Source organism: Mesorhizobium sp. M7A.F.Ca.CA.002.09.1.1 (genome assembly GCF_003998555.1).
Taxonomy (GTDB): domain Bacteria; phylum Pseudomonadota; class Alphaproteobacteria; order Rhizobiales; family Rhizobiaceae; genus Mesorhizobium; species Mesorhizobium ciceri.
The window spans coordinates 1-6,063 of record NZ_RZRR01000275.1 but is presented as its reverse complement, the minus strand read 5'-3'; the positions used below and the strand labels follow the sequence as shown (position 1 = coordinate 6,063).

The 6,063-nt window shown below is 58.8% G+C and carries 9 protein-coding genes and 1 pseudogene; 3 read left to right on the top strand and 7 right to left on the bottom strand.

Going from position 1 to position 6,063, the window contains the following annotated elements; all coding sequences use genetic code 11:
* Positions 1 to 192: 192 nt before the first annotated feature.
* Positions 193 to 783: a biotin transporter BioY gene (locus EN994_RS14230; protein WP_027164125.1), complete on the top strand. Its 591-nt coding sequence runs from the start codon at positions 193 to 195 to the stop codon at positions 781 to 783.
* A 92-nt stretch (positions 784 to 875) separates the two neighbouring features.
* Here the strand turns inward: EN994_RS14230 and EN994_RS14225 are convergent, their stop codons facing one another.
* Positions 876 to 1,388 (bottom strand): hypothetical protein, encoded by a 513-nt coding sequence (locus EN994_RS14225; RefSeq protein ID WP_244514275.1) that lies wholly within the window; start codon positions 1,386 to 1,388, stop codon positions 876 to 878.
* A gap of 6 nt (positions 1,389 to 1,394) precedes the next feature.
* Positions 1,395 to 1,448, bottom strand: a pseudogene (locus EN994_RS36725) (Fic family protein); the annotation flags it as partial.
* A gap of 482 nt (positions 1,449 to 1,930) precedes the next feature.
* Between EN994_RS36725 and EN994_RS35365 the strand changes: the two are divergent.
* Together EN994_RS35365 and EN994_RS14220 are read left to right on the top strand one after the other, a co-directional pair.
* Positions 1,931 to 2,083 (top strand): hypothetical protein, encoded by a 153-nt coding sequence (locus EN994_RS35365; RefSeq protein ID WP_158515784.1) that lies wholly within the window; start codon positions 1,931 to 1,933, stop codon positions 2,081 to 2,083.
* The gene (locus EN994_RS14220; RefSeq protein ID WP_063167688.1) at positions 2,083 to 3,108 is read left to right on the top strand and encodes an NAD-dependent epimerase; all 1,026 of its coding nucleotides are present in this window, start codon (positions 2,083 to 2,085) and stop codon (positions 3,106 to 3,108) included. Before EN994_RS35365 ends, EN994_RS14220 begins: the two co-directional genes overlap by 1 nt.
* A gap of 22 nt (positions 3,109 to 3,130) precedes the next feature.
* On the opposite strand, the gene EN994_RS14215 is transcribed toward EN994_RS14220, so the two are convergent.
* From EN994_RS14215 to EN994_RS14190, 5 genes are all read right to left on the bottom strand, one after another.
* Positions 3,131 to 3,424 (bottom strand): hypothetical protein, encoded by a 294-nt coding sequence (locus tag EN994_RS14215; protein WP_013532734.1) that lies wholly within the window; start codon positions 3,422 to 3,424, stop codon positions 3,131 to 3,133.
* 6 nt (positions 3,425 to 3,430) lie between these two features.
* Positions 3,431 to 3,640, bottom strand: a complete 210-nt coding sequence (locus EN994_RS14210; protein ID WP_013532733.1) for a hypothetical protein — start codon at positions 3,638 to 3,640, stop codon at positions 3,431 to 3,433.
* 11 nt (positions 3,641 to 3,651) lie between these two features.
* The gene (locus EN994_RS14205) at positions 3,652 to 3,831 is read right to left on the bottom strand and encodes a hypothetical protein (protein WP_013532732.1); all 180 of its coding nucleotides are present in this window, start codon (positions 3,829 to 3,831) and stop codon (positions 3,652 to 3,654) included.
* A gap of 558 nt (positions 3,832 to 4,389) precedes the next feature.
* Positions 4,390 to 5,100, bottom strand: coding sequence for an SOS response-associated peptidase (locus EN994_RS14195; RefSeq protein ID WP_013532730.1), 711 nt, complete (start codon positions 5,098 to 5,100; stop codon positions 4,390 to 4,392).
* A 192-nt stretch (positions 5,101 to 5,292) separates the two neighbouring features.
* On the bottom strand, positions 5,293 to 6,063 hold a 771-nt coding region (locus EN994_RS14190; protein WP_348631680.1), incomplete at its 5' end, for a thermonuclease family protein.

The window sequence follows — 6,063 nt, the reverse complement described above, 5'->3', positions numbered from 1 at the left end:
GCGCTGGACATCGGGCGCGACGCTCACCCCCTGGCCATAGAGGGGGTCGAAGCCGGTCTCGAACTTCAGTGCCATGCATCGGTGCCTTGTTTGGGGAAACGGCAAAACCGATTGCCGCATAACACGCAAGCCAATATAGGAGGATGTGAGGCCGCGAACATCTGGTAGCGGCAATCGGATTGGGGAAATACCATGGCAATTGCAACTACGATGCGTCCGCTTGTTTCTCTGGCTCTGCCGCAAAGCGGCGCGGCGCGGCTGGCAACGCAGCTTTTCCTGGCCATCGCCGGAACGCTTGTGCTGACACTGTCGGCCAAGACCAAGGTGATGCTCGGGCCGGTCGACATTTCGATGCAGACGCTGGCCGTGCTGCTGATTGCCGCCGCTTTCGGCATGCGTCTCGGCGTCGCCACCCTGCTGCTCTACATGGCCGAGGGCGCCATGGGCTTCCCCGTCTTCCAGAGCACGCCTGAAAAGGGTCTCGGCATTGCCTACATGCTCGGCTCGACCGGCGGCTATCTCGCCGGCTTCGTGGTCATGGCGGCCATTGTCGGCTGGGCGGCGGATCGCGGCTGGGACCGCCATCCGATCAAGCTTTTCAACGCCATGCTGGTTGGCGAAGTCGTCATGATGGCGATGGGCTTTGCCTGGCTGGCGCTGCTCATCGGTCCGGAAAAGTCGTGGCAGTTCGGCGTCGTGCCGTTCATCGTCGGCGACCTGATCAAGGTGGCTCTCGCGGCAAGCCTGGTGCCGGCCGTCTGGACGCTGCTCAAGCGCGGCTGAAGCCCGAGCAGACCAGCGGCTTGAGCAATCAAGCCTTGGCTGGCGTGGGGTGATTGGCGGATTTCAGCGTGGCGTCTGCCAAGTAATCACACTTAGGTTTCTGGAAACAGCTTCGGAAACAGTGAATCCAATGCGTTGGCCGGAAAGCGTATCGACACCGGACCTTTGGGTGTTTCCGACGCCAACAGACCGAGCGCGATCACCTCATTGAACACGCGACGCGCCGTGCGTTCGGGTAGTCCGCTAATGCGAGACGCTTCGCCGCGTTCAAATTCGCCGCGCATTAGCGCTTCCTCCAGGAGGCGGGCGGCTTCGGGTTTGAGGCCACTGCGCTCGACGTAGCGACGCAGCCGCTTCGCGAGCGTGTCGAGATCGAACAAGCCGGTCATAAAGTTCACCTGATCGATGCACACCTGCATGAACCATAGCGTAAAGTCGCCGAGTGCGCGCTCGGAGAGGTTGCCCCGTCCGTCGAGATCACCCTGGCGGGGCATATCGGCATGATCCATCATGCGCTTGTAGTCCGTGCGGCTTTTCACGCCGCGCGCTAGACCGCGTGAGATCGACCACAGCCCGTGCGCGGCGATCCCAGCCTCATGGGCCATGGCGTGGCTCATCAAACGGCTGACGCGGCCATTGCCGTCGGGGAACGGGTGAATGTAGTTGAAACGCTTTCTTCCATGTCTGGCCGATCTTGGCTTCTGCTAAATACGTAATTATAAAGATATATTTCGAATTTGCCCGGATGTTTGGCCGATCTTATGGCCGATGATCGGTACCCTCCGCCGGCCATACGCATCTGATTAGGTTGCCGTCCCGACGACACCAACATACAGCTGCTTCGGAACGCAATATCTCCGCTCTCTAGATCGATCTGTCTCGGCTCCCAGGCGACTTGCCAAGGGGTTGATCGCCGAAGCGGTGCTGGAAATTACATCGCATTATTGGCCCTATCGTTCGGCGTTGGTGCGTTGCAGACGGTATCTTTTCAATCGCATAAAGCAATGCTGTTGATCAAAAGTTCCCGCACTGTTGATCCGAGAAATAGATGCTTGCTGGAGCAGCCGCGCTGTCGTAGCTCTTGGTCGTTGGCAGTCGGATTCTGGTGATGGGGGTGGCCTTTGAGGAAAATGTCCGGACCTGAGGAATGAAGGACATTGACGTCGTTATCGTGGCCGTCGGCCACAGGCAGTTCCGCGCTCTGGGCGTCGACGGCCTGCAGGCTCTTTGCAAGACCCCCGGCGTCATTTACGACATCAAGGGTCTGTTTCCCAGGCATGTCACGGATGGGCGCTTCTGATGAAGGTTCTGGTCACCGGCGCGGCCGGCTTCATAGGGTATCACGTAGCCAAGCGGCTGCTGGAGCGCGGTGACGAGGTCGTCGGCATCGACAACGTCAACGACTACTACGATCCGGAAATCAAGGAGGCGAGACTGCGGCTCCTGGACGAGGCGAGCCGCAAGACCAATGCCGGCTACCATTTCATCCGCGGCAATCTCGCCGACAAGAGCGTGGTCGACGCCTGCTTTGCCGACCACGCATTCGACCGGGTGATCCATCTCGCCGCCCAGGCAGGGGTTCGCTACAGCCTGGAAAACCCGCACGCCTATGTCGAAAGCAACATCATCGCCTACACCAACATGCTGGAGGCCTGCCGCAACAGCGCCGTCGCGCACCTGACCTATGCCAGCACCTCGAGTGTCTACGGCGCCAACACCGACATGCCGTTTTCCGAGCATCGTCCGGCCGACCACCCGCTGCAGTTCTACGCCGCGACCAAGCGCGCCAACGAGCTGATGGCGCACAGCTACAGCCATCTGTTCGGGCTGCCGACGACCGGGCTTCGCTTCTTCACCGTCTATGGCCCCTGGGGGCGCCCGGACATGGCGCTGTTCCTGTTCACCAAAAACATCCTTGCTGGCGAGCCGATCAAACTGTTCAACAACGGCAACCACACGCGCGACTTCACCTATGTCGACGACATCGCCGAAGGCGTGATCCGTGCCAGCGACAGCCCGGCCACGGGCAATGCCGCCTGGGACTCCAGCCGTCCGGATCCGGCCACAAGCAGCGCCCCCTGGCGCATCTTCAACATCGGCAACAACAACCCGGTTAAGTTGACCGCCTATGTCGAGGCGCTGGAAAACGCGCTCGGCCGCAAAGCCATCGTCGAACTCTTGCCGCTGCAGCCCGGCGATGTGCCCGATACCTTCGCCGACACCTCGGCGCTGGAGCAGGCGGTCGGCTACCGCCCGACGACGACAGTGACCGAGGGCGTCGGGCGGTTCGTCGAGTGGTACAAGGCGTATTTTGCGCGGGCATAGCGGAAGACGCCGGGTTTCATGCTCAGATTTTAAATGGTGTCTCGTTGCCTTCGTCAAGCTCTAGCGGAACAGGCAGATAAGCATTGGCAATTAGCCAGTCGCTGACGATCGTTTTGATCAAATCGGACTTGGAAACTTCCATCTCCGCTGCGATTCCAAAAAGTAATTCGTCTGTTCTCGTGCCCAGATCGACACCGGCGACGTTTCTAAGCATCAGGGCGGCCCTACGAAGTACAATTTGAAGGTCGGCGCGGGATATGTCCGCTATCTGGTCGGCGGCGCTCTCAAGCTCTCCTGCAAAGATCAGGCGGCTCATTGAAGGTCACTCCAGCACAGGCGGAGTAGGATCGTACCCGATTGAAACTATCCCCGGATGCCGATGGGCGATGGCGAGTATCTGGGTCTCAAGCTCACAGTTGTAGGCCATGAGCGCCTTCACGGTCTCAAGAGGGCTGTCGTAGCGGGCGATCAGCTTCACCGCTTCAGAGTGCAGTTCGGATTTGGCTTCGGTGTCGAAGTGCATTGTGCCCATGGTGCCTACTCCTAACGCGTCGCGCGGCGCTGCGGGGTGAGTGCGTCAAGTCGTTCCTGAAGGTGCCCGTTGAGCACGATCATTTCCTTGAGCGCTTTCATCACATCACCCTTGTGGACTGCAATGAAATCCTCGGCGTGGGCCTGGAGGGCAGCCTCCTGGCGGCTGTTCAGTGTCACAATTCGATCCATGGCATTACTCCATACGCTGCATGGGCGTAGTGAACAAAAAGGGAACATAAATGTCAAGAGTGAATTGACTCGGCGAGGAACTCATTCCTATTTTTGGCTATGCCGGAACAGAGCAGACGACCGCGCCGCCTTGTCCAGACCCTGTGCCGAGCGCATGAGGTTGGTCAGCTAATCCGTGTCCGGTGCATCAACTGCAACATTACACGCCACTATCTCCCCGGGGACCTCGCCAAATTGGTGGGGGACATTCCGTTTTGGGACGTTGACCGGCACATGCGCTGCGAGCGCTGCAAACGCCGCGAGCTTGATGTGGACATTCTGCTGCCAAGCGCATCGGAGGGCATGAAGATACGCGTGAGGCGACTTGTTGAAATCCGCATGGTACGACGCGTGATCTGGAGGGATGAATAACTGGCGCTAACAGCCCAACATTTCAATCACGTGCCGCCGATTTGCTTAGCGCCGCTTACGACGAAAAAACATCACGACCAAGATTGTAAGAAAGATGGCAATCGCAAGGCCCGGTGCAACGTCCGAGAGTATCCGAAGGCCAGCCATCTAGAACAACGAGCCTTGGCTTGGCGGTACTGGTGCCTGCTCGGGAAACTTGATCTGTGTGGCAGGCTTCTCGACAATCACAAGAGCATCATCCGGCGCTGTGCGTTGTAGCCGCTTCGCTTCCGACCATGGCGCTGTCAGCCAAGTCTCTGTTTCCTCTTGCGTCCTCAGGATCACCGGCATAGCTTTTTCATGGATCGGCTTGATGAGGGCATTGGGCGCGGTCGTCATGAAACCGTAAAGCTCGAAATCGCCGGGGCCGTCCTTTACCTTGCGGACCCCATGCCATGGCGTCCAGAGGCCAGCGAAGAAGAATAACGGGCGGTCCTCATTGAGCGCGAACCAATAGTTCCGCTGAATGCCTGTCTCGCGGTCTTTATCGCCGGGAGTTGGGCTGGGCTCTGCGAAGCTTGTTACCGGCACCACGCAACGGTTCTCGACGCCGACATACTGTTGCCAATGGCTGTACTGCGGGTTGCGAATGTTGGTAGTGCCGTAGTCAGCCTTGCCCTTGACGCGCTCGGCCGGCGTCGGCATTCCCCACAGGAGATTGGCTAGCTCACGGCCTTCAGGGGCGTTACGCACCACTGGGCCGGGCTGGTTGGGATAGATGTCAACGGACGGTTCAAGGTTGCCTAGGATGTCCCGCAAAGTCCGGGTCCACTGGCGGACCGCCTCTTGTGACGTGGTGATGTTGTAGAGATTGCACATGCGGTGAATGTGCCTAGCAGCGAACCGATCAGCAAGCCCCAACGGGGATATCCTGTTGCGACTAGCCCCGGTAATAGATCACCGTAGGATCAAACCAGTGTACCCGTACCGACCAAAAGAGAGAAAGAGGGGCTCCAAACCGGAATTTCTCGACTGTTGGGCCACTGACCAGTCCTCCGTCGTTCTCGGTATTTAGCAAAGCGTTTCGCACGCAATCCCGTCACTATCGCGATCCAGCCTGCCGCCCCATGAGCAGTTGCTGAGATACCATTGGGCTTCAGCGCAAGAGCTTATCTGAGAGCATTTACGGCGAGGCTCGCACGAATAGCCTTGTGACTGAGCCTGACGGCCTATGATACCGAGAGGCTGATTGGCCGCGGGCTGCGTATCTTCGGCGTGCTCGGCGCGCCACGTCCATGGGTCTTCGAAGAAGCCTTTCCACAGGCCGAGCTTGGCAGCCTTGGCGACCGCTTGTTGGGATGCATAGCCGCCATGGCTGTATTTGGGCCAGTCGAGGGCCAGCCCATTCTTGACGAGCCAGGCCGCCACGTCGGCTCCGTCCGCCCGGTAGCAATTGCCAACGAAGCGTCCGTATTGATCCCAAGTGACAAACTCGCATCGTAAGGGCTTCGATTTAGCCATGAATTTTTCGAGGGAAGTTTTGGCCTGCCATCCACATGAATACCGAAAGTGCTTCGCATCCTCGCACTGTTGATCATACTCGGGTGCGTCGATGCCGTTGAACCGAACGCGCGTCCCATTGATCTCAATTGTATCGCCATCAACTGCCGATGCGCGGCCTTGAAGCACTTCCCCGTTGGTTTGCTGACTGGGTGCGGCCGGTTCCTCGACCTGCCGTGTAACGCTCTGGGTGAGATTGCTGGCCTCCGGTCTGATCTCAACGGTGGCCTTTGGATTTGGCGAGGTAATGCCCGGTCTCTGGTACGGAACGGGATAATAATA

What these genes read in the sequence shown, in the direction of transcription:
- EN994_RS14195 (WP_013532730.1), bottom strand. Translation starts at nt 5,100, where the DNA reads ATGTGCAATCTCTACAACATCACCACGTCACAAGAGGCGGTCCGCCAG.
- EN994_RS14210 (WP_013532733.1), bottom strand. Translation starts at nt 3,640, where the DNA reads ATGGGCACAATGCACTTCGACACCGAAGCCAAATCCGAACTGCACTCT.
- EN994_RS14230 (WP_027164125.1), top strand. Translation starts at nt 193, where the DNA reads ATGGCAATTGCAACTACGATGCGTCCGCTTGTTTCTCTGGCTCTGCCG.
- EN994_RS14225 (WP_244514275.1), bottom strand. Translation starts at nt 1,388, where the DNA reads ATGGCCCATGAGGCTGGGATCGCCGCGCACGGGCTGTGGTCGATCTCA.
- EN994_RS14220 (WP_063167688.1), top strand. Translation starts at nt 2,083, where the DNA reads ATGAAGGTTCTGGTCACCGGCGCGGCCGGCTTCATAGGGTATCACGTA.
- EN994_RS35365 (WP_158515784.1), top strand. Translation starts at nt 1,931, where the DNA reads ATGAAGGACATTGACGTCGTTATCGTGGCCGTCGGCCACAGGCAGTTC.
- EN994_RS14215 (WP_013532734.1), bottom strand. Translation starts at nt 3,424, where the DNA reads ATGAGCCGCCTGATCTTTGCAGGAGAGCTTGAGAGCGCCGCCGACCAG.
- EN994_RS14205 (WP_013532732.1), bottom strand. Translation starts at nt 3,831, where the DNA reads ATGGATCGAATTGTGACACTGAACAGCCGCCAGGAGGCTGCCCTCCAG.